The organism is Shewanella sp. 10N.286.54.B9 (assembly GCF_041468565.1).
Taxonomy (GTDB): Bacteria; Pseudomonadota; Gammaproteobacteria; order Enterobacterales; family Shewanellaceae; genus Shewanella.
In genome coordinates this window covers 44,170-70,403 of record NZ_JBFRIY010000070.1, presented here as the reverse complement: position 1 = coordinate 70,403, position 26,234 = coordinate 44,170, and the positions used below count along the sequence as shown (strand labels likewise).

Sequence of the window (26,234 nt, the reverse complement as noted above, 5' to 3'; positions counted from 1 at the left end):
CATCAGCTCATGTAGTGTATTAACGGTCTAGCATTAGTTCATTTGGCAATTGGTGCCTGAAGCGCTAACACATCGTCTAAATTCGATTAGACATTGTCTTGCGCCGTTCTCTTCCATCAAGCAGTCGTCAAATCGATTGGCACATTGTTGGCAAGTTACTGCGTAGGCTGATGCTGCGATAGTTAGACCCAGCCCAGTTAAAACCACTTTTGCTATCTTGTTAAATTTCATATCAAGTCCTTTGAATGTGAATAGCCTATATTGGCGTTGCTTAAGTTATTGCTAAATTACAATCATCACAATAGCCCAAAAGTATGGCATTAGCTGAGCCTATTTTATCTGGCTCTTTGCTTGGCATTATATGACTCTAAAGTGGTGCGTAACGGTACAGATTTGATTTGCGAAATGATCAAAGTGACCAGTTGAATCACTGCTATTGAGATAAGCAGTGCACCCATAAAATGGTGTTGTGTTTGCAGCAAATATATTCCATTAGCAACAAAGTAAGCGATTGTAATACTTTGATAAGTATCTTTGTCTGACAGCCTAAATCGGTTTAAGGCTATGTCCCATTTGATTGATGCGGAGTTAGTGAGTCCGCCGAGCTTAACTTTTAGCTCGCCTTTTTTTAATTCCGTTTTATAGCCACTCAATTGCAGCTCTTTTTGTAAACTTTCCACAATATTAATATCCTTATTAATTTCCTGATTTAACGTTTGTCACATAGGAATCCTACGACTATGTGGTAAACATAAAGGCGATTACGCTTTATAGGCTCGTCAATGAGTATAATTCATCTGATTCATCAGGCGTAGTAGGTACTGAGTGCCATTAATATTGAAGGTTAGTGGCAGCAGTAACGATGCAATGCATCGCACTGCTAACGAGTTCTGGTTGCAATTGCTTGAACGACAGCACCTAACCCTGTGTGATAAACCCCTTCATGAACCTCTCTTTGTTGTTCTTGTAGATATACCATCGAGAGTTGTGTGATTTCGCTGCTTAATGTTTGCTTAGTTTGCAACACGTCGGCATTTTTACCACCACCAGTGTTACGTTGAATTTGCGCGGGTGTATAAGCCTCAACTAAAAAACTGCCGCCTCTTTTAAGTGAACGATGCAACTTTGAGTACAGCCTTTGTCTTATGGAGGAGGGCAATGGGCAGAAAATCGAAATAATGCCGTCCCATTGATTTTCACCGAGATCATAATCAGCTAGATCGGCATGGATAGTTTCGATAGAGACATTATTCAATTTTGCTAATTGTTTTGCTTTGATTAAGCCGACGATTGATGAATCGACCGCGGTGACGCTAAAGCCAGCTTTTGCTAGGAAAACAGCATTACGTCCTTCTCCTTCACCTAAGCTCAATATTTTTCCTTGTGGTATAACATGGTAATTATCTTTTAAAAAGTCGTTTACTTGCGTGCCGTAGGCATACTCCGAGTTGCTATAGCGTTGATCCCACATGAGCTTGTCTCCATTAGCTTTGTTGGTTAGCGGTGAGGTGTTAATGACATGCTACTAGTTCAAGTCGACTTGAGGTCAAGAGAGATTTATGGATATAGGAAAAGTTTCCAAGATAGCTAAACTTCCAGTCTCAACCATTCGCTATTATGAAGAGAAAGGGCTTATTCGCGCTATCGGGCGTAATGGTTTGCGGCGTGACTTTGCCGATGATGTTATTCAGAAGCTGGCGCTGATTGCGTTGGGTCGCAATGTTGGTTTATCGCTGGATGATATTGGCGCCATGTTCACTGAAGATGGTTTAGTTATCGATCGTGGTCGACTAATTGAGAAAGCGGACTTACTTGACGAACAGATTTCAAAAATGATGGCTATGCGCGATGGTTTAAGACATGCGGCAGCCTGTAAGGCGAGTAATCACTTAGCGTGTCCTAAATTTCTCCGCTACCTTAAAGTCGCGGGTTATCAAAGCTACCGCCCCAAAGCTAAGTTTTGAAGTGGTAATGAATGTCTGAGATTAGAGAGTATTGCTTTCAGCTCTGTCAAAGTCGCTTTAACAGAGCTGAAGCTATGCTTTAAAGCCATGTTTAAAAATAGTTTTACAGCTAGTTTTATGGCTGCTTTGCAGCTGATAATTGTTCAACAAGCTCGATTAAATCACTCGCCACATAATCAGCCTTATCAAACAACTCGAATTGATACTTACCGGGTCGTTGAATAAACGCGGTTTGCATGCCAGCTTTAGCTGCACCCGCGATATCCCAGCCGTGAGCTGCAACCAACATAGATTGCTCTGCATCAATATCCATCTCTGCGAGTGCCCACTGGTACACTCTTAAATCAGGTTTAAAGATCTGTAAGCTCTGCACGGTCAATGAGTCATCGAAATATTGTGTCAATCTGGCATTTTTCAGTTGGCTTTGAATTCCACTGTCAGACGAATTGGTCAGCGTGACTAATTTTATTCCCATCGCCTGGAACTGTTTGAGCGCTTGGATAACATCTTTATGAGGTTGTAAGTCTCCAAAAGGAACCTGAATTGCTTGTTTAGCCTCCGCTTGTGTCAGCGGAATATGCTGTTGTTGGGCCACAAGTTGCAGCGCTGCAATACCAATGTCGCTAAAGTGGTGATAATCGTTAATAGCATTACTGACTAAAGAGTAATGCAACATAGTGGTAAACCAACTTGTAACTAAATCATCGCGGCCATTTAGCGCTTTAGTGACTGACTCTGCCACGTTACCGAGATCTAACAAAGTTTCGTTTACATCAAAGAAGATGACTTTAGGTAGCTCTGGTTGTGGTTTATTGATGCTATCGGCAGCACTGGCTGTAGCTGACATAAGGGATACTCCAATCAATATAATGGCGATAAGGTTAAATTTCATCATGATCTCTATTAAATGTTGTAAAGCCATTCCGGCATAATTTCTAACGCGAGCGCTTCTAGTGTTCGGTCGAAACCTGTGAATATTGTTAGCGATAAAATGATTAAAGATAAGCCCATAATTTTTTTGGCTATAGCTCCACCAGTTAACCACTTTCCTACGGAGTTCTTCATCAAAAGGCTGAAACCAATTAAGGGGATTGCTGTACCGACGCCAAACGCTAACATCACCACAAAAGCACTGCCCATGCTTTGACCTGTAGATGCTAAAGCGATAGCGGCGCCCAACGTAGGGCCTACACATGGCAGCCATACAAGCCCTAAAGAAGCACCAACCGCAAACTGTGTCATGACGCCATTACCACTGATATGGTGGTCTGGTAACTTGCTGGTTAATAAAGATAGTTTCAAGGTTAACCACTCACCCGCTTTGGGAATTAGAATCGTTAACGCAATGGCTAATAGTAGCGTGGCGGAAAAGTAACGCAGTAGCTCAGGTGACAAGCCGAGGCTAATTAACGCAAAGGTTAATACTGTGCCAGCCAGGGCAAACGATAAGCTTAAGCCCAATGCGAGCATGACAATCCCTTTGCGGGAGCTTTGCACTGCAGAGCTTGCCACCACAGGAATCATGGGTAATACGCAAGGCGATAGCAGGCTAAGTACACCTGCTAAAAAAGCCAAAGGTATGGCAAAGGTGTCCATATTACATACTCACTGAATTGAGGGCTGAGAAGATTTTTTGTTCGCGAGTTTCGGCCACACTAAACCAAACTTGGTCCTTGCCTTTAAAGAGATATAAGCTCGATTGACGCGGGGCTTTAAAGTATTTAACCCACTCCTTTTGATCATCAAAATCAACCACAAGCACCTTAATGTTGCTCTGTGGATGAGCAGTAAAATAATCATTCAGTACCTGTTGTTGTTTTTTACATGTCGGGCACCAAGTGGCATAGATATCAACCAAAATGGTCTCGCCTTTCGCTTGAAGTTGATCGAAGGTTGGTTTGTCAAAAGGGATTTTATCGAAGCTGCTAGCATGCACCGGTAGGCTAAAAATGAGTGACGCTGTGATGGCAGCTGCAAAACGTTTAATTGATTTAAATGACGACATAATATGCTCTCCTTGGGTTAGTTTTTAGCAGCATAGATGAGTTCGCTTTTTCACTGAATAGCATATAAATTAGAAGTTCTTTCAAAAAAAAATTGAAAATAACGATGAAATTTTTTGACGTTAAGGTATTTGTTCTTGCTTGTGAACTTAAGAATCTCTCAGCTGTCGCTAGAGAGCTATCTATTACACCGGCAGCGACAAGTGCGGCATTAAAAAGGCTGGAATCGGAGTTGAATAGCCGCTTACTGCAGCGTTCTACTCGTAGCTTAACACTCACCCAAAGCGGTGCAGATTTTTTACCTTATGCACGCACAGCATTAGAGAGTTTAGATGTTGGCAGGCAAGCGATTTCAGGTGAAGAGCTAAAGGGAAATATCATACTATCCGTGCCTTCTGACCTCGGGCGGAATACTTTGCTAAGTCACTTCATCGAGTTTCAAAACCAGTATCCAGGTATCAAGTTAACCGTCAAAGTGAGTGATAAATATGCCGATTTTTACTCGCAGAATTTAGATGCTTCAATACGTTATGGCGAGCCGGAAGATTCAGCATTGGTGTGCCTGCCTATTATTCGTAATGCCACGCGAGAACTGTGTGCTTCTCCTGAATATTTACAGCAGTTTGGTACCCCGACTAAGCCAGAAGAGCTGGTAAATCATAATTGTTTACATTTTTCTGGTGATGACACTCTGTCTAGTCATTGGCGATTTTATAAAGATTTAAGCACGGTTTCGGTGAAAGTAAGTGGTAGTCATGTGTCAGATAATGGAGATTATCTACGTTTGTTAGCACTTAAAGGGGTGGGGAACACCTACAAAACAGGTTTAGACGTGCAGCAAGATATTGCAGAAGGACGGTTAATTTCTCTACTTCCTAAATATAAGAAAGAAAACTCGCCATTGAATATGGTGGTCGCACATCGAAAAAGTTACGACAGTAATTTGGTTGCACTTCGAGAGTTTCTTGTTAAGGCATTGTCGAATTAAAGGTGATTACAATTGACGGGCTGGCTATTTTTCAAACAGAGTCAGTTGTAAGGCCTGTCCACTTTTGAATCTTTTTTATATTTAGGGGGAATAATGATGACTTTTATTTAGAGTTTTATCATTGTCCTTATGAAAGCTTGATTTAAAGTATTGCTCTTTCAGTACATCGGTTTATGTGTTGCTATTGGTCATGCTAAATAGTGACTTTTCTTTAGATGCTCTGAAAATATTTTGCGATTAAATGCTTCTTTTCTGCGATAGCATAATACCGAATAGTTATGTTTGACATTATTAAAGTCACTTTAATATGGCTGAGTTATAAACTGAGTCACTATTGTCATTCACAGCTATTCGTAAACCTATCAATTTAATTTTTAATTAAGGGAAATAAATGAATAAGCCATTTTTTAGTAATTTTTTAGAAGAGCAAGATCTTAAAAAAGTCACAGGGGGTATCGTCGCGGGTGATGGTGGTTGCGTTATCACAGATAAAAGAAAGGATGAATTAGAGCATACGATGAAGCATCCCTCTGATGGTGATGAAGGTGGCGAATTAGAAAGTATGTAATATCAAAAAAAGTGCTGTTTCAGCACTTTTTTAACTGCCAGAAGAGGTTATAAGTGAGCCATAAAGTTCTATGCTTAACCCATAGCCAAGATTATTACGTTACTGAATTGGTGGATGCTAGTTTAGCCGCCTTAGGTTTGAAGATGGTCAGGATGAATACAGACCAGTTTCCATTGAATATTCAAATTTCAGCGATGCAAACTAATCAGGGGATTAATGGTACGATTGAAATTGATGGCGTTCGTCACTATTTATCTGACTTCGTCGCAGTTTGGTTTAGAAAAAATCAACACTCTAATTTGAACTCTGCCCTGACGGGTGAAACGTTAAGCCAAGCTACCAAAGAGTCAACGGCGGCAAAAAATGCGGTGTTGTATGCATTGGAATCGATATTCTGGTTTGACTTTCCTTTTGACATCCAACGTGCAGAAAATAAGCAACTGCAACTGATTCTTGCTAAAAAGTGTGGGCTGACAATTCCGAACTCGTTACTAAGCAATTCCCCTGACGCAGTAAGGCAGTTTTTTGATAATGAAAATGGTCATCTTATTACCAAGATGCTGACACCTTTAACCACTTTCATGCACAATCCCAAGGCTTTCGTTTATACCTCAAAAGTAAACAGAGAACATTTATCCAAATTAGACAGTTTGAAATATTGCCCGATGCAGTTTCAACAGGAGATAGAAAAGGCTTATGAACTGCGAGTCGTTTTTGTAGCTGGTGAATTTTTTACCGGGAAAATCTCATCTAAAACAGCGGTAAGCAAACAAAGTTTGGATTGGCGTAGTACAGAGCATCCGCACTTATGTTGGAAGCCTTATCAACTGCCAGACACTGTTTGTCAGCAGATCAGGCTTTTAATGGCGCGTCTTAGTTTAAATTTTGGGGCATTGGACATTATCAGAGCGACGAATGGGGATTATGTATTTTTGGAGGTTAATCCATGCGGTGAATGGGGAATGCTGCAAAAGGAATTAGACCTTCCTATAGCGCAATCTATAGCGCGATGCATCAAGAATAACGTAAATACAGGGCTATCTCATGAGTAATAACGTTGTGTTAATCATTACACATTCTAACGATAATCAATCAGTCGAGACGGTTGCTAAGCACCTTTTAGGCTATGGGGTGAGAGTCGCCAGATTTAATACAGATCTGTTTCCGACTAAGGTTAGCATTGCCTCCTATCAAGGCTTAGATAAAGAGCAAGTATTGACCTTGGAAACGGGTGAGCAATATCTATTATCGGATATTGGTGCAATCTGGTATCGCCGATTTCATATTGCTCGGGATTTACCTAAAGATATCGACAGGCAAACCAGAAATGCTTGCTTTGAAGAATCTAAACGTACTGTTCTAGGCTATTTTGACGCTTTGAATGTGTTTAAGATTGATGATTATTGGAGTATTCGAAAAGCATCATCTAAAGAACTGCAACTCATTAAGGCCGATGAACAAGGCATAGATATCCCAGATACTCTCACCACTAATGATCCTCAAGCAGCACTTAATTTTTATAATAAACATAATGGCAATATTATTACCAAAATGCAGACAGCTTTTGCTATTTATGAGGATGGAAAGGAAAATGTAGTCTTTACAAATCCAGTAAAAGAAAGTGACTTAGATAGACTTGAGGATTTACGTTTCTGCCCAATGCAATTTCAGCAATCTCTGCCGAAGGAGTTAGAACTGCGGGCAACAGTGGTTGGGGACAAGGTTTTTTGCATCGCTATCAACAGTAATGAGTTTCAAACTGAAAACTACGACTGGCGAAGGAAGGGCGCAACAACATTAGCTGCTTGGTTTGCTTATGATTTACCGGAGCAAGAGGCTCACAAGCTGATTAAGCTTACTAAGAGTTTAGGGCTGAATTATGGCGCTGCAGACTATATTTTGACGCCTAATGGTGAACTAAAGTTCTTAGAAATTAACCCATGTGGTGAGTTCTACTGGGCTGAAGCATATCAAAAACAAGAGATTTGCGCTGCGCTTGCCAGTCACCTTGTTAGCAATATGGCTAAAAAAAGAGAGTTGTAAGTGAAATTTGTGGGGGAAGCACTCCCCCACTTAACGTGGTACTTTACTCTGGATCATAATCCAAAACAGGCATTAGCCAGCGCTCAGTCTTTTCGATACTCATGCCCTTACGCGCGGCATAGTCTTCAACCTGATCGCGACCAATATTGGTCACGCCAAAGTAGCGTGATTTAGGGTGAGCAAAATACCAACCTGATACCGCTGCGGTTGGGAGCATAGCATAGCTTTCGGTGATATTAAGGCCGATAGTTTCATCTGGCTTTAATAAATCCCACAGCAAACCTTTCTCGGTGTGATCTGGGCAGGCAGGGTAACCGGGAGCTGGGCGAATACCTTTGTATTTTTCACGAATAAGCGCTTCGTTATCAAGTGTTTCATCGCTTGCATAACCCCAAAACTCTTTGCGCACTCGCTCATGCATACGCTCGGCGAACGCCTCGGCTAAACGGTCGGCCAAACATTTAAGCATAATGGCGCTGTAGTCATCATGATCGGCTTCAAAGCGTGCTACGTGCTCGTCAATACCGTGGCCTGCAGTAACCGCAAAGCCGCCCATGTAATCGGCAACTCCCGAGTCTTTTGGTGCAACAAAATCGGCTAAACAGAAGTTATCGTTCCCCACACGTTCTATCTGCATCCGCAGGTGATGAGTGGTCATCTCAAGCTCGCTGCGAGTTTCATCGGTGTAAAGCTCGATATCATCGTGGTTAACAGTATTGGCTGGGAACAGTCCGATAACGCCTTTGGCTGTTAGCCACTTTTCACTGATGATTTTTTCCAGCATCGCTTTACCATCGGCAAACAGTTTACGTGCTTCTTCACCGACCACTTCATCTTCTAGAATACGTGGGAAATGCCCGTGTAACTCCCAGCTTCTAAAGAAGGGGGTCCAATCGATACGTTCAACTAAATCTTCTAGCGGGTAGTCATCAAATACCTGGCGCCCAAGCTGATTAGGCACGAATGGGGTGTAGTTTTGCCAGTCATGCTGGCAACGATTTTCACGTGCAGCTGCAATAGAGGTGATGATCTTGCGCTTAGTCTGCGACAGACGCTTTTCGCGCATCACATCATATTCGGCGTAAGCTTCATCGATAGTGGCTTGGCGTGTCTCGTTATTAATCAGCTTTGACACCATAGGCACAGCGCGAGAAGCATCGGCGATATAGATCGCACCTTCAGGTGAGTGCGGCGCGATCTTAACCGCGGTATGGATTTTTGAGCAGGTAGCGCCGCCAATAATCGACGGAATAGTTAAGCCTGCTTTATGGAAGGACTTAACGTTATGTACCATTTCATCCAGACTTGGAGTGATGAGGCCTGACATACCAATGATGTCGACGTTTTCGGCTTTAGCCACCTCGATGATCTTCTCAACCGGCACCATCACGCCTAAATCAATCACTTCGTAACCATTACAGGCCAGCACGACACCAACAATATTTTTGCCGATATCATGGACGTCGCCTTTAACCGTCACCATTAAGATTTTTCCGTTGGACTGGCCAGCAACTTTTTCAAGTTCAATATAAGGGTTGAGGTAAGCAACAGCTTTTTTCATCACTCGTGCCGATTTAACTACTTGTGGCAGGAACATTTTGCCTGAGCCAAATAGGTCACCTACGATGTTCATGCCATCCATTAATGGCCCTTCAATTACATCTAGCGGGCGACTGGCTTGGCTACGTGCCTCTTCAGTATCTTCATCAATAAAATCCGTAATGCCTTTTACTAATGCATGAGCTAAGCGCTCATTGACCGGTTTTGTGCGCCACTCTAAATCTTCTTTCTTGGCGGCCTGACTGCCATCGCCACGGAATTTTTCTGCCACTTCGAGTAGCAATTCAGTATTACTTGAGTCGTTAACGGTGCATGGCAAGTTCTGCACAATGGCTTCGACCCGCGCTTTAAGCTCAGGATCAATATCATCGTATATCGCCAGTTGCCCAGCGTTAACAATACCCATATCCATACCAGCTTGAATGGCGTGGTACAGGAATACCGCATGAATCGCTTCACGTACCGGGTTATTACCACGGAACGAGAATGACACGTTGGAGACACCGCCTGAAATCATGGCATGGGGCAGGGTACGCTTTATCTCTGCGGTGGCTTCTATAAAATCGACCGCGTAGTTGTCGTGTTCTTCAATACCAGTAGCAATGGCGAAAATATTCGGGTCAAAGATAATGTCTTCTGGCGGGAAGCCCACTTTATCAACCAACACATTGTATGCGCGAGTACAGATCTCTACTTTACGTGCTTTAGTATCGGCTTGGCCGACTTCATCGAATGCCATCACAATGGCAGCCGCACCATAGCGTTTCACCAATGTGGCTTGCTCAATAAACTTCTCTTCGCCCTCTTTAAGCGAAATAGAGTTAACGATGCCCTTACCTTGAATACATTTTAGGCCCGCCTCAATCACCTCCCACTTAGAGGAGTCGATCATAATCGGTACACGTGAAATATCTGGCTCAGAGGCTATAAGGTTAAGAAACTTGTGCATGGTTTCAGCGCCATCGAGCATGCCTTCATCCATGTTGATATCGATGATCTGCGCGCCGTTTTCAACTTGATCGCGGGCAACACTGAGCGCTTCTTCATATTCGCCGGTTTTAATCAGGCGTAAAAACTTAGCCGAGCCAGTAACGTTAGTACGTTCACCTACGTTTAAAAATAGTGAGGTTTCATCAATCGTGAGCGGCTCGAGCCCTGATAGGCGGCAAGCTACTGGAATATCGGGCAGTTTTCGTGCTGGATGCTTAATAACGGCTTCGCGAATGACGCGGATATGAGCTGGCGTGGTACCACAACAGCCGCCAATCACGTTTAAAAAGCCTTCCTCGGCCCACTCTTCGATGATTTCTGCCATTTGTTCAGGTGTTTCGTCGTAACCACCAAATTCATTGGGTAGACCAGCGTTAGGGTGCGCCGAGACAAAACACTCGGATATTTTTGATAACTCTTCTACATATGGGCGCAGCTCTTTTGGCCCTAATGCACAGTTAAGCCCAATGGTTAATGGCTTTACATGGCGCAGTGAGTTGTAAAAGGCTTCAGTCGTTTGCCCGGTAAGTGTTCGGCCTGAGGCATCGGTAATGGTGCCTGAGATCATAATGGGCAGGCGGAAACCTTGAGTGTCGTAGACGGTTTCAATGGCAAATAGTGCCGCTTTTGCATTGAGGGTATCAAAGATGGTCTCAACCATAATGATATCGCTGCCGCCGGCAATAAGCGCATTAATCGACTCAATATAAGCTTCGACAAGCTCATCGAAACTGACGTTACGAAACCCAGGGTCGTTAACATCAGGGCTGATGGAGCAAGTACGGTTGGTTGGACCAAGGACGCCAGCGACATAGCAATGACGGCCCGTTTCTGCTTCAACTTCATTGGCGGCTTGTCGAGCAAGACGGGCACCAGCAAGATTAATTGCAGCTGAGTGCTCCTCCATGTCGTAATCGGCCATCGCGATGCGAGTTGCATTGAAGGTGTTGGTTTCAATGATATCGGAGCCAGCCAGCAGGTAATCTTTATGGATCTGCTTGATCGCTTCTGGCTGAGTGAGCACCAACATGTCGTTGTTACCCTTTACATCACAATGCCAGTTTTTGAACTGCTCACCGCGGAATTGTTGCTCTTCAAATTTGCGATCTTGGATCATGGTGCCCATCGCACCATCAAGTAGTAGGATCCCTTCCTCTAACTTTTTAGTCAGTACTGCTAAAACCTTGTCGGCAGTATCTTGGGTGTGCGGGACTGGGCTCAGGGTATGTGTTGCCATAAAAAATTCCTACCAAATACAGAGTCGCAAAATATAAATTCAGTTACCTTGTCCATTCTTATCAACTAAAAGCTAGCATTACTAGATAAAGCTATTTTTGTTTGGACATTTATACGTATAGACGGCCATAATACGTGAGTCATTAGCGAAAGTGCAAGCCCTAAAACCTGATACTTTTTCATGACGAAAATGTGAAGGTTTACTTGTAAGTATATGATTAATATAATTAGTTGGATTGTTTGGTGAAAAAAACCAAGATAATTTTACTGCGTCATGGTGCCTGTGAAGGTGGCAATGTTTTACGTGGTCATACGGATGTTGTGCTGAGTTTAGCTGGAAAAGAGCAGCTAAATGTGGCTTTTTCGACTCTTAAAAATAGTAAAACCTGTCATTTGGCTAAAAACAGCATGGCGGATCTAGTGGTGAGTTCGCCATTATTGCGCTGCTCAGAGCCAGCTCACGCTTTTGCTATACAGCACAATATTAATTTTGTTGAACAGCCTGGCTTTATGGAACTTAATTTTGGCGATTGGGATGGGCAGCTTTTCACTGAGCTTTATCAGCTATTTGCTGAACGGCTAGATGCTTACTGGGCAAACCCATGGGCCAATTCCCCACCAAACGGCGAAACGATGCAAGCTTTTGAGTCTAGAGTCGATAAGGCTTGGGACGCTCTACTTGAGCAGCATAAAGGTAAGGTTATTTTACTATTAACCCATGGCGGGGTTATTCGGCATTTAATGGCTAAATCACTCGGACTAAAACAGTGCGCAGGGATCTACAGTGCTTTAAAGTTGCCCTATGCTGCGACGGTGGTTATCGATGTATTAGACGACGGTGACCAGCAATACCTAAGCCTTAATTGGGGACTGGAGTAGCGAGTAGTTGATCAAGTGCAATGCCTTATTGGCATTGCGTGATAAACTGCCACATTATTACCTCAACAATGAGGTAAACAACACGATTTTTATTTGAGTTAGGTGCCTAATCGCACAAATTGGGAACCGGTGGCCGAATACGGCTAATGAGTCCGGACTGTACCCGCAACTGTATGGGTGTGAAATAATTTTCGCCCCAAGTCAGATACCAGCCTAACTGAACCATACTGAATAACTTGAGCGGGTGTCTCAAGGGAGTTTATTAGCACATGCTTTGCAGTTTATTGAATGTCTAATCAGGCATCAGAAACAGTCCTTACTGTTAGCGGCTTAGGCTGGAAATTAAATGGCCAGTCCATATTATCAGATATCGAATTTAGCTTAGCTAAAGGGCAGATGCTGGGAATAATCGGCCCCAATGGCGCGGGTAAATCCAGTTTACTGCGCTGTCTATATCGCTTTATCAAGCCTACAAGTGGCGAAATCAACCTATTTGGTCAGCCAATAACAGCACTATCTGCAAAGGCATTTGCCAAGCAGATTGCCGTAGTACTGCAAGATACACCACATCATTTTGAGATGACCACAACTCAGCTTGTCAGCCTTGGATTGACGCCCCATAAAGGCGCATTTGAATTCACCAATGCTGATGATCGAGAGGTTGTGGCTCAGGCTCTAATTAAAGTGGGCTTAGCTGATAAAGCTAACCAAGCTTATGAAAGCTTATCGGGTGGCGAGAAACAGCGTGCGCTCATCGCTCGTGCGATTGTGCAGCGGCCACAGCTGTTGATTTTGGATGAGCCGACAAATCATCTCGATATCCGCTACCAAATTCAAACCCTAGAGTTACTGCACACGCTTAACATTACGGTCATCACCTCAATTCATGATCTTAATCTTGCCAGCGCTTTGTGCGACGAGTTATTACTCCTTGATAAAGGGTGCGGTGTAGCAAAAGGCACTCCCAAAGCAGTGTTAACCGAGCAACGTATCGGCGAAGTGTTTGATGTCTGTTGTGAAGTTAAACCTCACCCGCAGCACGGTAACCCGCTTATCAGTTATTTCTATGGTTATGAACCGCGCAGTAAATCGCATCATGGATTAGAAGAGGGTGGCAAGGATGTCTAATTCATTGTCTGCTATTACTCAGGCTAAATGGCAACAGTCTTATCAATTGCTCTTGCTACTTACGCTATTACTTATAGCTATTCTTACACCATTTGCCGCAACCAGTTTTGGTGCGGCGAGTATCTCAGCGAGTGATGTGTTACAGGTATTTAGTCACAAATTTTTTGGCCTAGGTGACAACCAAGGTGTGACTGAACGCATTATTTGGGAGCTAAGGTTACCGCGAGTGATGCTTGCATTTATTGCTGGAGCGGGCTTATCGATAGCTGGAAGCGTACTGCAAACTGTGACTCGTAATCCGTTGGCGGACCCTTACCTATTTGGCATATCCTCGGGTGCGTCCTTTGGCGCGGTGGTGGTTTTAACGCTATTTAGCCAAAGTATATTGTGGTTAAGCTTACCACTTGGTGCATTTATCGGTGCCAGCTTATCAGTATTAATGGTGCTTGGTTTATGTGGCCGAAACTTGTCGACTCAGGTAGAGCGGATGCTGCTATCTGGTGTCGCTATCTCATTTATGTTTGGCGCAATGGCCAGTTTATTGCTGTATTTTTCGAGCCCTCAAGCTGCCGCTTCAGTGCTTTTTTGGAGCCTAGGTAGCTTTGCAAAAGCCAGTTGGACAGGGTTAATTCTACCAGCGATTATTGTGTCGATTTGTACGCTAATTATTCTGCTATCTAAGAGGCAGATCATAGCGATGCGAGCCGGCGATGAGACTGCGCACACTTTAGGGATAAACGTTGGACGTTTACGGTTATCTATGTTGTTACTGTGCTCGCTTATCACTGCGATATTAGTCGCCAATTGCGGTGGCATAGGTTTTATCGGTTTAATGGTACCGCACACAGTGCGCTTACTCTTTCCTGGCCGCTATCCGTTGCTGCTAACTGCTGCGATAGGCGGGTTATTTATGGTTTGGGTTGATGTATTGGCACGTACATTATTGAGCTATCAAGAGCTGCCTGTGGGAATTATCACCGCGGTGATGGGAAGTATATTTTTCTTGTTTATTTTAGGCAGCCGCAGTGCAAAACGCACTTAACGTGGCTGCAGTTTAAATTATCCCTTTTGGGATGTTGGGAGCAAAAGGTTAGATGTTTAATATAAAGCCATTGAGTTCAGAGTTTGATGAAACAATTCAACAGAAAATTGACACCAAAACTAAACCATTAGGTGCGCTTGGCGATCTAGAAGCACTGGCCCTGCAAATTGCAAAAGTGCTTGGTAAAGAGAGTCCACAGATCAACAACCCTAAAATGATGGTCTTTGCTGCTGATCATGGTATAGCGGACTCCGGAGTATCAATAGCACCGAGTGAAGTGACAGCACAAATGGTCAGGAATTTCATGGCGGGCGGGGCTGCAATTAACGTGTTTACACGTCAAGTCGGTTTAGAGCTTGAAGTGATAGATTGTGGTGTATTGCAACCCTTTGAAAGTGAGAGTGGTGTTATTGATCAGCGTTTAGGGGCGGGCACAGGCCCGATTCATAAGCGCGCAGCGATGACACTTGGGGCAGTTAAGCAGGGGTTTGATATGGCTACTGCTCGCGTTCAACTGCATCACCAAAATGGTTGTAACCTGATAGCGCTTGGCGAAATGGGCATAGGCAATACCTCTGCAGCCGCTGCGATTATGTCAGTGTTAACCGGGATCCCCGCGAGCGATTGTGTGGGGCGCGGTACCGGGATCGATGCCGCCACATTTAAGCGTAAGCAGATGTTAGTTGAGCAAGCTATGTTACTGCACCACAGCGAACTTGATGACCCTATGCAGGTATTGGCTTGCATTGGCGGCTTTGAAATTGTGCAGATGACAGGCGCTATTCTCGCAGCTGCAGAGCGCGGCATGTTAGTGGTTATTGATGGTTTTATTGCTTCGGCTGCGGCGTTAGTGGCGATAAATATTAATGTTGATTGTCGAGACTATATGATCTTTTCACACCAGTCTGATGAGAAAGGCCATTACTTAATGCTTGAATTTATGCAAGCCAAGCCGTTACTCAATCTAGGTTTGAAACTCGGTGAAGGCACGGGCGCAGCGCTAGCGTTCCCGTTAATTCAAGCGGCGGCAAATTTCTACAATGAGATGGCTAGTTTTAAAGACGCAGGGATAGAGATTTAATGTTTAAAAGCTGAGACGGTTCAAGCTAAGACGGTTCGAGCTGAGACGGTACGAGCTAAGACGGTTCAAGCTGAGACGGTTCGAGCTAAGACGGTTCAAGCTAAGACGGTTCAAGCTGAGACGGTTCAAGCTAATACGGTTCAAGCTGAGACGATTCGAGCTGAGACGGTACGAGCTAAGACGGTTCAAGCTAAGACGGTTCAAGCTGAGACGGTGCTTGTTTTCCGTAAGCTTGATGAGCGTCCGTCTTTGTTTATTGGGCTGTTAATCCTTTATTACCCGTCTCTGCTGTTCCCGTTTTTAACCGGATCTCAGCTATTTTCAATTATTTTCAGGGATGTTTTTATGCAAATATGGCGACAGCAACTCAATCTGTTTTTTATCGCAATGGGGTTCTTTACTCGGATCCCCATGCCAAAATGGATTGACGTTGATGCTGATAAACTTAATCAGGCTAGCCGCTATTTTGGTTTGGTGGGCACGCTTATTGGAGTGCTCAGCGCGTTAGTTTATAGCTTGATGTTGTCTTGGGTGTCACCAAGTGTTGCAATTATCTTCGCCATGATTGCTAGCGTGTTATTAACGGGCGGATTCCATGAAGATGGTTTGGCTGATACTGCCGACGGTTTAGGCGGTGGCTGGACGATTGAAGCCAAGCTTAGCATCATGAAAGACTCGCGGCTCGGCAGCTATGGCGCGTTGGCGTTGCTATTGTGTTTACTACTCAAATGGCAATTGCTCAGCGAACTGGCGCTTTTTGATCCGAGTAGCGTTAGTCTCGCGCTCATTCTTGGCCATACATTAAGCCGAGTCGTTGCATCGAGTTTTATCTTTTCTGAGCAGTACGTTTCCGATGACGCCAGCAGCAAAAGTAAGCCTTTGGCAATGCAGCAAGGGATCAACGAACTGTCGATTTTGCTGGCGACAGCAGTAATTTCGTTATTGCTAATATCCATTGTGCAAGCTTTAATGCTTATCTCAGGTCTATTAATCGTACGGATTGGATTGGCGCGGTGGTTTAACAAACAAATTGGCGGTTACACCGGTGACACGCTCGGGGCGACTCAGCAAATTGCGGAAGTCATTTGTTACTTGTTACTGCTTATTGTAGGAGCGTCTTGGTGATCCATTTAGTACTCGGCGGCGCGCGTAGCGGTAAGAGCAGTTTTGCTGAATCACAAGTGATGCAGCGTGTGTCTGACAATAAAAACAAAAAAGGAAGCCGTCAGGTAGATTGTCTTTACTTCGCTACAGCTGAGGCATTAGACACTGAGATGGCAGCACGTATCGAACAGCATCAATCTAAACGGCAAACAGAAGCCATTGATTGGCGCACTATAGAGTCTCCATTGGCATTATCAGCGGCATTAAAAAGTCATGTACAACAAAATAGTCTGGTACTTGTCGACTGCTTAACATTGTGGTTAACCAACCATTTACTGCAAGCAACTGATAATTGGCAAGCGACGAAAGTCGAGTTTTTGCAGACTATCGCCGAGTTACCTGGTGAGCTCATTTTGGTCAGTAATGAGGTCGGCTGCGGCGTTGTGCCTATGGGGGAGATAAGCCGCCGCTTTGTCGATGAAGCGGGTTGGCTACATCAAGATATTGCTGCGATTGCTGACAGAGTGACTCTGGTTACGGCGGGCTTACCTTTGCGACTAAAAGGTTAGGAGAATCGTTTTGTCGACTTTAGAAAGCAAACATAAAAATGATAACAAGCAAGCTAAGGTATTGATGGTACAAGGTACAACCTCGGATGCAGGTAAGAGTACCTTGGTTGCAGGTTTGTGCCGCTTATTTGTCCGTCAAGGTTATAAAGTGGCACCCTTTAAACCACAAAATATGGCGCTCAATAGTGCTGTCACCATTGATGGAGGCGAGATTGGCCGTGCTCAAGCACTGCAGGCGGTTGCTTGCCACCTAGAGCCGCAAATCGACTTCAATCCGATCTTATTAAAACCCAGCTCAGATACCGGCTCGCAAGTTATCGTCCACGGTAAAGCGTTGATGAAGATGGAAGCTGAAGATTACTTTGGTAAAAATGCCCAAGGTTATCGCGTTAAAGCCATGGCAGCGGTTAAGGAGTCTTTCGGGCGATTAACCGGTGAATATCAAATGCTGTTTGTTGAAGGTGCGGGCAGCCCTGCAGAGATAAACCTGCGTGAGGGTGATATTGCTAATATGGGCTTTGCCGAAGAGGTAGATTGTCCGGTGATTCTTATTGCTGATATCGACAAAGGCGGCGTGTTCGCGCATCTAGTCGGTACATTAGCGCTACTGTCAGAGTCAGAGCAGGCCCGAGTAAAAGGCTTTGTGATTAACCGTTTTCGTGGTGATATCAGCTTATTGCAATCAGGCTTGGATTGGTTAGAAAGCTATACTCAAAAACCGGTATTAGGGGTCTTACCTTACTTGCACGATCTGCATCTGGATGCTGAGGATGCACTGATCGCCGCGCCGGATAAAAGCACTGACACCAAACTCAAAGTGTTAGTGTTGGTATTACCTCGTATTAGTAACCATACCGATTTTGACCCACTAAGGCTCAATCCTCAGATCGAATTTGATTATGTTTCATTGCAAACTCAATCTCACAAGCATGCGCAAGACAAAGGCCAACAGAGCCATTCTAGTTTACCGCCAGCGGATTTGATCATTATCCCAGGTAGTAAAAATGTTCGCGCCGATCTCGATTTTATTCGTCAGCAAGGCTGGGATAAAGAGATAGAAAAGCATCTGCGCTACGGCGGCAAGGTACTCGGGATCTGCGGCGGATATCAAATGCTTGGTCACCTTATTGATGATCCTGAGGGTATTGAAGATAACGCAGGAAGCAGTGAAGGGCTAGGTTTACTGCCTGTGGTCACAGAACTAACAAGCGACAAGGTGTTGTTGCAAGTAGAGGGCGTACTGTCGCTGTTAGGGGATCAAGCTGAGGTTAAAGGTTACGAAATTCACTGTGGTCGCTCTAACTCGCTGATGAAATTGGAACAGCCATTAACGCTAACACGACGGGCGAAAGATAATCAGCAAAGCGAGTCTGCAGCAGTAAAGCGCTGGCAGAGTGAAGGTATGTTATCTGCCGACAATCAAATTTTGGGTACTTACATGCATGGCCTGTTTGACTCACCGCAGGCCTGCCAATTGTTGCTGCAATGGGCGGGAATGCAAGATGCTAATAGTATTGATGTCGACCAAATAACAGAGCAGCAGCTGGAACGCTTAGCTGACGTGCTTGAGCAACACTTAGATGTTGACGCGTTGACTGAGATATGGAAAAAATCGATTTAAATGATGTGCGAATATAAATGCACAAGTAACCCTACGCACAAGGATATGTAATGAGCGATTCAAAGCAAGCTGACAATGACGAAAGCAAATCAGCAGACGAGATAAAAGCAGAGCGTCATAAAGCGCGTCAACAGCGAGTCAAAGAGGGTGTAGATGCCAAAATTGCTCGAGCCACTGAAGAGAAAGGCATTCTGCTGGTGTTAACGGGTAATGGCAAAGGTAAGTCAACTTCTGGTTTTGGTACGGTAGCACGCGCCGTAGGCCACGGTAAAAAGGCTGCCGTAGTGCAGTTTATTAAAGGCAACTGGGAGTGCGGTGAACGTACCTTGCTTGAAGGCGCAGGTGTGGCTTTTCATGTAATGGGCACCGGTTTTACTTGGGAAACCCAAGACCGCGAAAAAGATACCGCAGCCGCTGTAAAAGCCTGGGATGCTACCGAGAAATTGTTGCAAGACGAAAGTATCGATTTAGTCATGCTAGATGAGTTGACCTACATGGTGAGCTACCACTATTTAGAGGTCGAACGGGTAATTAAGGCGCTACAGAATCGCCCGAAAATGCAACACGTGATTGTAACTGGGCGAGCGTGTCATCGAGCGATTGTAGAGATAGCCGATACTGTCAGCGAAGTGCAGCCGATAAAGCATGCGTTTGAGGCAGGGGTAAAAGCCCAACCTGGCTTTGACTACTAAATTTCTGCCTGCTAGCTTCTGTAGCGTTATTGTCTGCGCTTTCTCACCCAATCACATACTACTCGTATGCTCATGGGCTGAGAAAGCTCGACGGCTTAGCTACAAAAGCAATCAGTTTGAAATTACATTTGCTTGAAGGCTTAGTTACAAAAGCGAACAGTTTGAAATTACATTTGTTCGCATTACTGTTCGATGCGATGAAATATCGCTAAATGTTGGTGTGTTACTTAATCATGAGAGCCTTCAGCGGCTTGTAATAAAGAGCCGTATGCTTATGGTGTTGTTTCTGAGAAAGCTTGACGGCTTAGCTACAAAAGCGAACAGTTTGAAATTGCATTTGTTCGCATTACTGTTCGATGCGATGAAATATCGCTAAATGTTGGTGTGTCACTTAATCATGAGAGCCTTCAGTAGCTTATAATGAGTTGCTATATGTCGTGTTGCTTGTGCCTGTAAAACTATTAGTGCCTCTAGATTATACTGACCTAGAACCTAGAACCTAGAACCTAGAACCTAGAACCTAGAACCTAGAACCTAGAACCTAGAACCTAGAACCTAGAACCTCTATACCTCGAATCTAATAAAAAAGGATTTTATGAATATCTTGTGTAAATCACTTGTGGCGTTGAGCCTATTTATCTCTGCAGCATCTTTTGCTGCTGAACCTGCAAAGCGGATCATTGCGTTGTCACCGCATGCGGTTGAGATGCTCTATGCCATCGGTGCAGGTGAGTCTATTGTAGCCACAACCGATCATGCCGATTACCCTGACGCTGCATTGCAGATCCCGCGTATTGGTGGTTATCACGGTATTCAAATTGAGCGAGTGCTTGAGCTTAATCCCGACTTAGTGGTGGTTTGGGGCGGCGGCAATAAAGCAGAAGATATCCAACGAATTAAGGATCTGGGCTTTGAAGTATTTGATAGCACGCCAAAAACACTGCAAGCGGTTGCAGATGAACTTGAAGCGCTTGGTGAGCTCACTGGCAATCAAGCACAAGCAGCTGCAGCAGCTCAGGCATATCGACAAGAGTTAACGCGTTTACAGCAAGTAAACTTGGCCAAGCCTGAGGTGGAAGTCTTTTATCAGCTGTGGTCTACTCCTTTGATGACGGTTGCTGAGGGGAGTTGGATTCAGCAGATAATCGCAGTTTGTCACGGTAATAATGTATTTGTAGACTCAGCCAATGAATACCCTCAAGTTAGCTTAGAAACAGTTTTACTTAAGATGCCTGAAGTTATTTTACAGAGCCAAGATGAAGGCAATATTCAAGGAATTGATTGGAAGCAGTGGCCTGAAATTCCTGCCGTAAAACAGCAGCATATTTACCAGTTGAATGCTGACTTGTTGCACCGTGCAGCGCCGAGAGCCTTGCTCGGTGTTGAAGCCTTATGTGAGGCATTAGATAAAGCTCGCTAGGTTAGTGTGATTTAAATAATGATTATAAAAATAGCGCCTATAGGCGCTATTTTTATAGGGGATGACAGCTAGCTATAGCTTTAAAAATGTTTCTCTTTCTTGTTTACATTTTGCTAGCTTTGCTTGTAGCGAAGCCAAGGCTTGAGCTTGATTCCGTTTGGTATGCTTACTAAAGCGTCTACTCAGTAGTAGTACAAATACCAAGAAAACAGTAAATACACCCATTGGTAGCAGGTAAGCAGGTAGGGATAGTTCATCAGCAAAACCAATAATGCTTCTCAGTATGTCATGGGGGACGAAACGGGCGGCCAAATTCACTAGCTCACTAAAATAAACGCTACAGCCAATGGCCAGAGCAAGCATCAGAAATACCAAGGTTTGGCTTTTAGCCGAAACTCGGCTCCATTGAGTGACTGACTCAGGCTGGATAAGATTGTCTTTACTGACGTTGTAGTAAAACTCATCATAATCTAGTTGCTGTTCTTTTCCTTCTAGGCGACTACTCCCTAACATTATCCAATCGCCAACGTCGGCAGTGGACAGTAGTGACCTTGCTGCTTTGTAGGTTTGCACTTTGCCCTCAGGCGTTTCAATGGTGAGCTCGCCATACAGATTAGAGTTTCTCTGTCTGTGGCTCGATGTTTCGGTTTTATATTCCGAACGCACAGTAGAACCATAGCGGTTGGTGTAGTCGGTGCGTGTGGTACTGGTGTAGGTATTGGTACTATCACTAACACTGGTTTCGACTTCTTTATCGGTTACCCGCACGATAGAAGATGAGGTTGCAATCGTGCATGGGTAATTTTTGGCAAAAATATGCTTATTTTCAAACGCGTGGCTGTCAAAGCTTATGTATGGGGCACAGACTTGTAGAATTTTATCTCGGCGTGTCATTCGCTTGTCGCTAGCCTGAGTGATAGGCGTAACGTTGCCGGTGCCAGCTGCGAGTGCGTGCGATGGTATTGAGCGCTGCTCAGTTATTTCTGGGCTTTCACCGTCAGTAATCAAGCTCGGCTGGGCTACCTCTGTAATGCTTTGAGGCTGGCCGCAACAGTGGCAATAGTGGTAAGCGCTATCGATTAACTGCTCACAACTGATGCAGTAAACATCGCTATTATTAGCTTCACGGCCGCGTTTGTCATAACCCATTTGGTTAATTGAAACCCCTAAAATCCGTTTAACTGTGCGTTTTATTTCAAGTAATCTGGCACTATCGTTTTCAAATTTATTGGTTTTACTATTAATACGAAAAACTGAGCCTATGACGGTAATTGCTGCGGTCATAAAACCAGCGACTTCAAGTGTGTAGAACTCTGCAAAAAATCCGGGGAGGGATACCAATGCTGCGAAGAAAAGTGTGCTGAAAAAGGTACCGAATTTAGAAAAGTCTTCAACTTCATAGGCTGGGGTCAGAATCGACTCTTGACCGGAGTCGCGGTGGAAAACGACTCCAGTTGCAGCTTCATTGTGAGTCACGACTTGGCGGTCACTCTTGTCGGCAAGCTGGTAATTTAAGTAATAGCCAGTCGGTTCTAAAAAGGTGATGACATCGCCCTTGGAGACGCTATCGAGTGAACTATCTTCAGAGCTAACGCTAATGGTTTTCTCGATGCCTTGTTCATTATTGAGGGTTAAAAACCAGTAAGAGTAGTACAAGGTTTCACTGTCTCTACCGCCGCTGCGATGGACGCGCTTATAGTGATGGGTTTTCTCTACCCAGCCTGTATAAACACTCGCCTCAGGGCAGTACTTTTTAAGCTCATCAAGTATATCGGGGATGTACTGCGCTACGGGGGTGATGGCGAGCTGATTGTCAATTTTGTCGCCACAATCAGGGCAGAAGTTATCATTAATAAAAAGCGGGCTAGTACAGTGCTGCATTTATAATCCTTTATATACTGTTTTGTCCGTGAGGGAACCTAATTCAGCGACCTCAAACACGTTTCTAAGCGTATTAATTGTTGCTCTATCTATGGTGTCTATTATTGTTTTTACGGTATAAATGTCAATAAAGTTAATGACTTTTGTTGACGTCGATCTGGATTTGTTTGCGTGCTTGGGTCATCGTTGCAACAGTTGCTACTTACGTTAGTACAGGTGTGAATATCTGCCTAACTGGGACTATTTAGTGTTTCCATCTGTTGGTATCGACTGGCTTGGTCTTTGGTCTCTTTTTCTAAGCTCATCTGTGCTATGGTCATTGTTGTTTTATCGTTAAAAACTAGAATAATAATTGATTATCAAGGAAATCGAATGACCACTTTACTAACCTGTTTACTCATAGCCATGTTGCTCCCTTATCTTGCAAAAGGCCCAGTGGCTGTGGCTATGGCAAAACTTGGAGGTTATGACAACAGTCACCCGCGAGAGCAGCAGTCAAAGCTGACAGGTTATGGCGCAAGAGCCGTTGCAGGTCACCAGAATGCTTTTGAGTCCCTGCTTATTTTCGGTATCGCTGCACTCACTGTGATGGCAACCAATAATGTTAATGCGGTGGTAGAGGTCGCAGCTATTGTGCATGTTGTTGCCCGCATGGCATACCAAATACTCTATTTAAAAGACAAAGGTACGCTGCGGAGTTTATCGTGGTTTGTTGCCATCATCGCCAGCTTTACTGTGTTTTGCCAAGCATTTTAAAGAAGGGACTAGGTTCTAGGGAGTGCAGGTTTTAGGCAAGCAGAGCCAAGAACCTCAAACCTGCTTTTTATCGTACAACCCCCTAGCAGCGCTCATTCTCAAACCTAGCACCTCAATATTCAAGCCTAGCACCTTCTGTCTAGCGGACACTTTCCCCATATCGGACAGCTAAATTGATGAGCGGACACTTTTAGTGGCTGTCCGCGGACACTTCTTACTATTCATTACTACCTAATTTTCATTTAGTTACTGTTATTGTTTGTTTTTTTATTGTTGGCACGTTGATTGTATTAATAAGACCATTGAAACAGGTTTTACAGTCAGCGGACACAGTAGGGATTGCAGATGATTCAGGATACCAGCGCACAAGACACCATTAAGCAACCAAGCAAAGTGAGCAAAGTTAAACGCCCTTTGATATTAGGTATTGCGGCGTTATTGGTTTCAGGCCTAGTTTGGTCAAGCATAGGTAGCGACTCCGTTGCAACTTCAATTAAACGCTCTGAGTTGCGCTTTGCCACATTAGAGCGCGGTACGCTTATTCGTGATATCCCAACTACCGGTAAGATCGTTGCTGCCAATGCGCCGGTGCTTTATAGCCCTGAACAGGGCAGTGTGACACTGATTGCTAAGCCTGGCGACCGTGTTGAACTCGGCGATGTTGTTGCCAGCATAGAAAGTCATAAATTGACTAACAGCCTAAAGCAGCAAGAGGCGGTGCTTGAGGGCATGAAAAGTTCTCTTGAACGTGCTCGCCTAGATGCCCGTAGACAACAGCTAAAAGCACAGCAAACCTTGGATATGGCGAAAGTCGATTTAGAAGCAGCAGATCGCGAAAGCCGCCGTGGTGACCAACTGATTAAGTCAAAGTTGATTAGCAAAATCGATTTTGAAAAGAGCAAGGATGATCTGCACAAAGCTAAGTTGTTGTTTGCTCATGCAGGACAAGAAGCATTGCTAATGAAAGACACCTTAACCTTTGAGCTTAAAAATACAGCGTTAGAGGTTGACCGTCAGGCACTGGTGGTTAAGGAGCTTGAACGTCAAGTCGCAGCACTCAATATCATCGCCCCAGTGGGCGGCATTATCGGTAACTGGTTAACTGAGCAAAAAGCCCGTATTGGCCAGAGCCAGCCGATTTTAACCGTAGTTGATTTAAGTGCTTTTGAGGCAGAACTCGCCGTACCAGAATCATATGCCGATGAATTAGGCCTTGGAATGGCGGTAGAGCTGAGCTTTGGCGCTATCACCTTGATGGGCGAGCTTGCATCGATCTCACCCGAAGTACGTAACCGCGAAGTGACCGCAAGAGTGCGCTTTGAACAGAGTGAGAGTTTGCATCTGCGTCAAAATCAACGTTTATCAGCCAGAGTATTGCTAGAGCATCGCCCTAATGTGTTGATGGTTAAACGCGGTGCATTTGTCACCAGTGGCGGCGGGCAAGAGGTGTATGCCATGGACGGTGATATTGCGACTCAAACACCTATCCAGCTTGGCGCTCGTAGTATGAGCCACATCGAGGTGATTCAAGGCGGTCAGGTCGGTGATGTATGGGTAACCTCAAGTGTAGAACCATTTAAGAAATCAGCTCAAGTCCTTGTACGTTAGTCGTCAAAGCACAAGCAATGGAGTTTAAAATGAATAAATTTAAAAGCCCACAACTAGTGACTGCGCTGGCGTTATTCATGCTAGTGGCGGCAGTCCAAGTCTCAACCGACAGTGCGGGGGAGTGGATGTTTATTGGTCTTGATTTAATTGAGCTGACCAATGATGCCACATCGAACTTACCGGCTATTTCTGATGTTGCGATCGATACGAGCGACAACATCCAACAGCTCATAAAGACAGTAATAAATAGCACAGTAGAACAATTGCTTAAGTAACCTCTTGACTGCTAAAGAGGTTAAGTAAACCCATTTAATTAAAGGAATAGCAACCATGTTATCAATGAAGAACATCAGCAAGGTATTTAAAACGGACTTAGTAGAAACTCACGCTTTACGCGACTTTAACTTAGATGTTGAAGAGGGCGAGTTCGTCGCAGTAACGGGACCATCTGGCTCAGGTAAAACAACGTTTTTAAATATTGCTGGCTTATTGGAAGGGTTCACTCATGGCGACTTTTTCCTTGATGGGGTTAACATCTCAAATTTGAGTGATAACAAAAGCGCTGCAATTCGAAATGAAAAAATTGGCTTTATTTTTCAGGGCTTTAATTTAATCCCTGATCTTAACTTAGCTGAGAACGTAGAAGTACCACTGCGCTATCGAGGCTTCAATGCCAAAGAACGTAAAATACGAGTCGAACGTGCGCTTGAGCAGGTCGGATTGGCGGCAAGAATGAAGCATCTACCGACACAATTGTCAGGTGGTCAGCAGCAGCGCGTGGCGATTGCTAGAGCGCTTGCGGGTGAACCTCGTTTCTTATTGGCGGATGAGCCTACAGGTAACCTTGATAGCTTGATGGCGCGCCAAGTGATGGAGCTGCTAGAGGATATTAATAAGGCTGGTACCACCATTATTATGGTAACCCATGACGCCGAGCTTGCCCGTCGAGCGCAACGTAATATTCAAATTGTCGACGGCCAAGTTTGTGATTTTACCATGTATCAGGGCAGTGCTTCTGAAGGGAATTATGCTCAACAAAAAACAACTGCCGATGTTGTTTCTGTCGCCTCATCAGTTGCCTAAGGGTAGGAGAAGATAATG

The 26,234-nt window shown here is 44.4% G+C and carries 26 protein-coding genes and 1 riboswitch; of the genes, 18 read left to right on the top strand and 8 right to left on the bottom strand.

The features are described 5' to 3' along the window. Positions 1-33 precede the first annotated feature (33 nt). The 3 genes from AB4135_RS20580 to AB4135_RS20570 all read right to left on the bottom strand — a co-directional run bounded on the left by AB4135_RS20580 (position 34) and on the right by AB4135_RS20570 (position 1,471). Positions 34-231, bottom strand: a complete 198-nt coding sequence (locus AB4135_RS20580) for a hypothetical protein (RefSeq protein ID WP_371995297.1) — start codon at positions 229-231, stop codon at positions 34-36. A gap of 104 nt (positions 232-335) precedes the next feature. Next, entirely contained in the window at positions 336-680 is a 345-nt protein-coding gene (locus tag AB4135_RS20575) for a hypothetical protein (protein ID WP_371995296.1), read from the bottom strand. A 200-nt stretch (positions 681-880) separates the two neighbouring features. Continuing rightward, positions 881-1,471, bottom strand: a complete 591-nt coding sequence (locus AB4135_RS20570; RefSeq protein WP_371995295.1) for a class I SAM-dependent methyltransferase — start codon at positions 1,469-1,471, stop codon at positions 881-883. A gap of 88 nt (positions 1,472-1,559) precedes the next feature. Here AB4135_RS20570 and AB4135_RS20565 point away from each other — a divergent pair, with 88 nt between their 5' ends. Continuing rightward, entirely contained in the window at positions 1,560-1,964 is a 405-nt protein-coding gene (locus AB4135_RS20565; RefSeq protein ID WP_371995294.1) for a helix-turn-helix domain-containing protein, read from the top strand. Positions 1,965-2,079: 115 nt separating this feature from the next. On the opposite strand, the gene AB4135_RS20560 is transcribed toward AB4135_RS20565, so the two are convergent. Genes AB4135_RS20560 through AB4135_RS20550 form a run of 3 tightly spaced genes read right to left on the bottom strand, consistent with a single transcriptional unit; the run spans position 2,080 to position 3,969 of the window. After that, positions 2,080-2,811, bottom strand: a complete 732-nt coding sequence (locus AB4135_RS20560) for a haloacid dehalogenase type II (RefSeq protein WP_371995293.1) — start codon at positions 2,809-2,811, stop codon at positions 2,080-2,082. A 56-nt stretch (positions 2,812-2,867) separates the two neighbouring features. Beyond that, complete coding sequence (locus AB4135_RS20555) at positions 2,868-3,560, bottom strand: cytochrome c biogenesis CcdA family protein (RefSeq protein WP_371995292.1); 693 nt, start codon at positions 3,558-3,560, stop codon at positions 2,868-2,870. Position 3,561: 1 nt separating this feature from the next. After that, a complete protein-coding gene (locus AB4135_RS20550) occupies positions 3,562-3,969 on the bottom strand; it encodes a TlpA family protein disulfide reductase (RefSeq protein ID WP_371995291.1) in 408 nt (135 codons plus the stop codon). A gap of 104 nt (positions 3,970-4,073) precedes the next feature. On the opposite strand from AB4135_RS20550, the gene AB4135_RS20545 reads away from it, so the two are divergent. The 4 genes from AB4135_RS20545 (at position 4,074) to AB4135_RS20530 (ending at position 7,566) form a co-directional block, all read left to right on the top strand. Beyond that, positions 4,074-4,955: a LysR family transcriptional regulator gene (locus AB4135_RS20545; RefSeq protein WP_371995290.1), complete on the top strand. Its 882-nt coding sequence runs from the start codon at positions 4,074-4,076 to the stop codon at positions 4,953-4,955. A 391-nt stretch (positions 4,956-5,346) separates the two neighbouring features. Then, entirely contained in the window at positions 5,347-5,523 is a 177-nt protein-coding gene (locus AB4135_RS20540) for a microviridin/marinostatin family tricyclic proteinase inhibitor (RefSeq protein WP_371995289.1), read from the top strand. Between the two features lie 53 nt (positions 5,524-5,576). Then, positions 5,577-6,575, top strand: coding sequence for an MvdC/MvdD family ATP grasp protein (locus AB4135_RS20535; protein WP_371995288.1), 999 nt, complete (start codon positions 5,577-5,579; stop codon positions 6,573-6,575). Next, the gene (locus AB4135_RS20530) at positions 6,568-7,566 is read left to right on the top strand and encodes an MvdC/MvdD family ATP grasp protein (protein WP_371995287.1); all 999 of its coding nucleotides are present in this window, start codon (positions 6,568-6,570) and stop codon (positions 7,564-7,566) included. Before AB4135_RS20535 ends, AB4135_RS20530 begins: the two co-directional genes overlap by 8 nt. Before the next feature lie 43 nt (positions 7,567-7,609). Here AB4135_RS20530 and metH read toward each other — a convergent pair whose 3' ends face one another. Continuing rightward, positions 7,610-11,353 (bottom strand): methionine synthase, encoded by a 3,744-nt coding sequence (metH, locus tag AB4135_RS20525; protein WP_371995286.1) that lies wholly within the window; start codon positions 11,351-11,353, stop codon positions 7,610-7,612. Between the two features lie 242 nt (positions 11,354-11,595). On the opposite strand from metH, the gene AB4135_RS20520 reads away from it, so the two are divergent. The 9 genes from AB4135_RS20520 to AB4135_RS20480 all read left to right on the top strand — a co-directional run bounded on the left by AB4135_RS20520 (position 11,596) and on the right by AB4135_RS20480 (position 20,888). Then, positions 11,596-12,231: a histidine phosphatase family protein gene (locus AB4135_RS20520; protein ID WP_371995285.1), complete on the top strand. Its 636-nt coding sequence runs from the start codon at positions 11,596-11,598 to the stop codon at positions 12,229-12,231. Positions 12,232-12,314: 83 nt separating this feature from the next. Continuing rightward, positions 12,315-12,463, top strand: a riboswitch (cobalamin riboswitch). 56 nt (positions 12,464-12,519) lie between these two features. After that, the gene (locus AB4135_RS20515; protein ID WP_371995284.1) at positions 12,520-13,359 is read left to right on the top strand and encodes an ABC transporter ATP-binding protein; all 840 of its coding nucleotides are present in this window, start codon (positions 12,520-12,522) and stop codon (positions 13,357-13,359) included. Continuing rightward, the gene (locus tag AB4135_RS20510) at positions 13,352-14,401 is read left to right on the top strand and encodes a FecCD family ABC transporter permease (protein ID WP_371995283.1); all 1,050 of its coding nucleotides are present in this window, start codon (positions 13,352-13,354) and stop codon (positions 14,399-14,401) included. Before AB4135_RS20515 ends, AB4135_RS20510 begins: the two co-directional genes overlap by 8 nt. Before the next feature lie 52 nt (positions 14,402-14,453). Beyond that, entirely contained in the window at positions 14,454-15,482 is a 1,029-nt protein-coding gene (cobT, locus tag AB4135_RS20505) for a nicotinate-nucleotide--dimethylbenzimidazole phosphoribosyltransferase (protein ID WP_371995282.1), read from the top strand. A gap of 345 nt (positions 15,483-15,827) precedes the next feature. Further along, the gene (locus AB4135_RS20500) at positions 15,828-16,607 is read left to right on the top strand and encodes an adenosylcobinamide-GDP ribazoletransferase (RefSeq protein WP_371995281.1); all 780 of its coding nucleotides are present in this window, start codon (positions 15,828-15,830) and stop codon (positions 16,605-16,607) included. After that, positions 16,604-17,155 carry a bifunctional adenosylcobinamide kinase/adenosylcobinamide-phosphate guanylyltransferase gene (cobU, locus tag AB4135_RS20495; protein WP_371995280.1) on the top strand — a complete coding sequence of 184 codons (552 nt, stop codon included), beginning with the start codon at positions 16,604-16,606 and terminating at the stop codon, positions 17,153-17,155. The genes AB4135_RS20500 and cobU overlap by 4 nt, the downstream gene beginning before the upstream one ends. 64 nt (positions 17,156-17,219) lie before the next feature. Beyond that, on the top strand, positions 17,220-18,776 hold the full coding sequence (locus AB4135_RS20490; RefSeq protein WP_371995309.1) for a cobyric acid synthase: 1,557 nt from the start codon (positions 17,220-17,222) through the stop codon (positions 18,774-18,776). Between the two features lie 50 nt (positions 18,777-18,826). After that, positions 18,827-19,468 carry a cob(I)yrinic acid a,c-diamide adenosyltransferase gene (gene cobO / locus AB4135_RS20485; RefSeq protein ID WP_371995279.1) on the top strand — a complete coding sequence of 214 codons (642 nt, stop codon included), beginning with the start codon at positions 18,827-18,829 and terminating at the stop codon, positions 19,466-19,468. 595 nt (positions 19,469-20,063) lie between these two features. After that, on the top strand, positions 20,064-20,888 hold the full coding sequence (locus AB4135_RS20480) for a cobalamin-binding protein (RefSeq protein ID WP_371995278.1): 825 nt from the start codon (positions 20,064-20,066) through the stop codon (positions 20,886-20,888). A 72-nt stretch (positions 20,889-20,960) separates the two neighbouring features. On the opposite strand, the gene AB4135_RS20475 is transcribed toward AB4135_RS20480, so the two are convergent. Beyond that, positions 20,961-22,769, bottom strand: coding sequence for a hypothetical protein (locus AB4135_RS20475; protein ID WP_371995277.1), 1,809 nt, complete (start codon positions 22,767-22,769; stop codon positions 20,961-20,963). A gap of 372 nt (positions 22,770-23,141) precedes the next feature. On the opposite strand from AB4135_RS20475, the gene AB4135_RS20470 reads away from it, so the two are divergent. The 4 genes from AB4135_RS20470 to AB4135_RS20455 all read left to right on the top strand — a co-directional run bounded on the left by AB4135_RS20470 (position 23,142) and on the right by AB4135_RS20455 (position 26,216). Continuing rightward, positions 23,142-23,525, top strand: a complete 384-nt coding sequence (locus AB4135_RS20470; protein ID WP_371995276.1) for an MAPEG family protein — start codon at positions 23,142-23,144, stop codon at positions 23,523-23,525. A gap of 345 nt (positions 23,526-23,870) precedes the next feature. Further along, positions 23,871-25,133, top strand: coding sequence for an efflux RND transporter periplasmic adaptor subunit (locus AB4135_RS20465; protein ID WP_371995275.1), 1,263 nt, complete (start codon positions 23,871-23,873; stop codon positions 25,131-25,133). Positions 25,134-25,162: 29 nt separating this feature from the next. Next, positions 25,163-25,408 carry a hypothetical protein gene (locus tag AB4135_RS20460; protein ID WP_371995274.1) on the top strand — a complete coding sequence of 82 codons (246 nt, stop codon included), beginning with the start codon at positions 25,163-25,165 and terminating at the stop codon, positions 25,406-25,408. Between the two features lie 55 nt (positions 25,409-25,463). Next, positions 25,464-26,216, top strand: a complete 753-nt coding sequence (locus tag AB4135_RS20455) for an ABC transporter ATP-binding protein (protein WP_371995273.1) — start codon at positions 25,464-25,466, stop codon at positions 26,214-26,216. Positions 26,217-26,234: the final 18 nt, after the last annotated feature.